This is a genomic window from candidate division WOR-3 bacterium (assembly GCA_016926475.1).
Lineage (GTDB): Bacteria > SDB-A > SDB-A > SDB-A > SDB-A > JAFGIG01.
Genome location: JAFGON010000001.1, coordinates 1 through 3,332, shown reverse-complemented (window position 1 = coordinate 3,332; position 3,332 = coordinate 1). Strand labels below are relative to the sequence as shown.

General features: G+C 43.1%; 3 protein-coding genes. 2 read left to right on the top strand and 1 reads right to left on the bottom strand.

What is annotated here, in order from left to right:
- The coding region (locus JXA84_00015; GenBank protein ID MBN1149589.1) for a S8 family peptidase at positions 1–996 on the top strand (996 nt) is incomplete at its 5' end.
- Between the two features lie 40 nt (positions 997–1,036).
- Positions 1,037–2,020: a PAS domain S-box protein gene (locus tag JXA84_00010; protein MBN1149588.1), complete on the top strand. Its 984-nt coding sequence runs from the start codon at positions 1,037–1,039 to the stop codon at positions 2,018–2,020.
- A gap of 19 nt (positions 2,021–2,039) precedes the next feature.
- Here JXA84_00010 and JXA84_00005 read toward each other — a convergent pair.
- Positions 2,040–3,332, bottom strand: a 1,293-nt coding sequence (locus tag JXA84_00005) for a hypothetical protein (protein MBN1149587.1), incomplete at its 5' end; no start/stop codon positions are given.

Genomic DNA, 3,332 nt, shown 5'->3' with positions numbered 1-3,332 from the left:
GGATATTCTTACATGGACGGAACTTCTATGGCTTGCCCTGTCACTGCGGGGCTCGCGACTCTCGTAAGGTGCGAGTTTTCTTCCGAGACAAACTCCCAGATCAAGACAAGACTCTTCAATTCCTGCGATCCGATGCCGAGTTGCTCTTACTACAACAGCGGTTACATGGGCGCGGGCAGGATAAACGCACAAGCCGCCCTGCAGGGAGGAGGAGGCCCCGGCGGTGACACCACCGAGCTGATCTACGATGACGGAACTGCCACGGACGGATATTATTGGTCTGGGGCAGGAGCGGGGTCAGCAAACAGGATGACAATGCCCGCGACAAGGGGCTCATACAAAATCATATACGTGAAGATATACTTAAGGAGCAATGCCGGAGGGAACAACAACTTCAACCTCAAGGTCTGGAACTGGGGTGGAAGCCAGCCCGGCAGCGAAGCGGGTTCTTGGAACGCGACAGGCGGAGTCGACAATCAATGGAACCTCTGGAACATCTCCTCATACAACATCCAGTATTCATCAAACACGAATTTCGTCGTAGGCATGATATATGACGGAACGAACTACCCGGTTTTCGGATACGATCCAAACGACAACGGAAGGGCATGGGACTATGAAGGAGGATGGTCTTCCTGGAATGAGACCTATTTCATGAGAGCAATCGTCGTCAATTTGACGACCGGAGTCGAAGAGGAAATCGGCAACGGAATGGATGTATCCACCCTCAGATTTTACTCTTCCAGCCCTGTCTTCAAACAAAATTGTTCAATACATTTCGTGCTTCCCTACGAAGGTCACGCCAAAATCAGCGTCTTCGACATAAGCGGAAGACAAGTCAGATCCCTTGTTGATTCCCACCAGATGCCCGGCGTGAAAAGCGTGAATTTCGACGGCAGAGACGATTGGGGAAATCTTCTTCCGAGCGGATCCTACATTGTCAATTTGACCTCTTCAAAAGAGACGAGAAGTATAAGGCTGGTAAAGATAGATTAAAACAAGGGGGGAGAGTATCCCCCCTAAAAAAGATTGAAAGATGAAAGACAAAAAAATTTCGGAACTGGAAAAAAGAATCGAAGAGCTCGAAAATTTCAGGGAAGAATCAAAACTCTCTGAAAGCGCGCTCTGGGAAAACGAGAAGAAATACAGGACTCTTTTCGAGTCTCTTCCCGACGGTCTTCTTCACATGGTCGACATAATAATAGACTGCAATGAACAAGCTTGTAAAATTTTTGGAAGAGAAAAAGACGAAATAATCGGATATCTTCTCTCGGATTTTTCACCCCAGACGCAACCCGATGGAGAAAATTCGCGGGAGGCAGTAAAAAAAATTCTCGATCAGAGTTTCAAAGACACCACAAAAAAATTCGATTGGCTTTTTTTAAAAAAAGACGGTTCAAAAATATACTGCGAGGTCTGCCTTAACAGGATTTTCATAGGCGGAGAAGATATTTTACAGGCGATAATCAGAGACGTCACAGAGAGAAGGAATTTCATCGAGCAACTCAAATCCAAAAACCAAGAACTCGAAAACATCAACATCAAACTCAAGGAAATAGTCAAAACATCCAAAAAAGTGATTCTCCGTTCCAAACTCAACGAAATTGGAAAAGATATTCTCTCGGAAATAGCAGACAAAATGATAGCTGACGGAGGCAGCATTTTTTTGGTAAAAGAAGGAGGGTTGGTTCTTCTCGGCTCAATTGACAAAGGACATACCCCTGAAAAAATTCCCTTTCCCCTCAGAGAAGGATCGATTTTCGAGAGGGTTCTCTCCTCTAAAACTCCCGTTCTTATAAACGATATCTCCAAAGAAAAAGATTTCATTTCAAGCGGTTGGCAGCACTATAAAAACGGATCCATAATGGCGCACCCTCTTTTCGACGAAAAAGACGAAATCATAGGCATAATATCGATTCACAACAAACAGACTCCACCCTTCACACAAGTAGATCTTGAATTGACTTCAATAGTGATCTCTAACACTTGGAACAATATTTTGGATAGACACAGAGTCTGACCTAATATCTTAAGGGCGTTTATTTGGGGAGATTTTCGATAATCTCAGTCGCCAGGTTCAGACTTCCTTCTCCAATCAGCGATAGAATGCAGTATTTAGCCGCCAAAATAGGATAAGTTCCGTAATACAAGTCGAGAAGAGAAAGCGAATCCCTTCTATTTTCCAAGGGCGAGCACAACATTGTTCTGTGCAAAGCTTTAACTGAATCCTCCCTCATTTCAGGAGTCATATAAAACGTCTTCAAAAAGCATTTCAGACCCTCGAAAGAGTTTTCCAAAAAACACATAAGAAATATATCTTCCAGAGCCTTCCGACGCCTTTCTTTGTTTTGTATTTTGTCTATGGTTTCAAAAGCTTTGACGAGAATTCTCGCGAAATCCTTCTCGTTGTTGTTCTTGATCTTCTCAATCGCTATCAGAGCGAGAAGGCGCGATTTTTTGTCATCATCTAATATTTCAGAGCAAATCTTTTCGGCAGAATCCTGTTTCCCCCTTTTAACCAAAGTCGGGACGAGAGATATGAACGCTTCAGACTTTTCTTCGTCATTTTCCATTGAATCCAAAAGTCCATAGATGTGATTTAAAAATTCTGAAGCTTTCTCCCTGTACCCGTTTTCGAAAAGGTGCTTTTCAAGAATGACGAAGATCTGAAACTTTTCAAAGAGGTCGGACACAGTCTCTGAGATCTCAAGAGCCCTGTCGAAAAGATTGTGTTTTAAGAGATTTGATGATATCTCCGATAACGCTCTCGATTTGCTTTTTTCATCGGTAAAATTTCTCACAATATCCAGAGCCCTCCCGAAAATATTTTCGTAATCCTGTATGTTGCCGTCTCTCCTCGCAGATAGTGCGATCTTGCACAACAACAGAGATTGTGTCATTAAATCACCTGACATGGCGGCATAAAACATAGCGTTTTTGTAGTCTCTTCTCTCTGCGAATTTAACCGAAATCTGGGATATAGTGTCTTTTTTCAGCCAGGACTGCGATATTTCGTCGATTATACCCTTGGCTTCTTCATGGTCTGCCATGAGAGCGATTCTTTCGGAGAGCTTGGATATAGAATCATCCCTCTCTATGTCGTTATCTATATTTTTTACCAACTCGAGAGCTTCATTTTTTTTCCCGTTGAGAAGGTAGTGAAGGGCAATTTCTGTTCTGATGCTACTTTTGGGAGAATTGTCGTTCAAGCCTTCTGTGATTTCATAGACCGCGGATTCTCTGGAATTGTCTATCAGCATTTTTAAAACCGTCTCCATCATCTTTGTCATTTCATTGTATTTTTCTGGCTTTTCGAGGTATTGGCTGGTCAT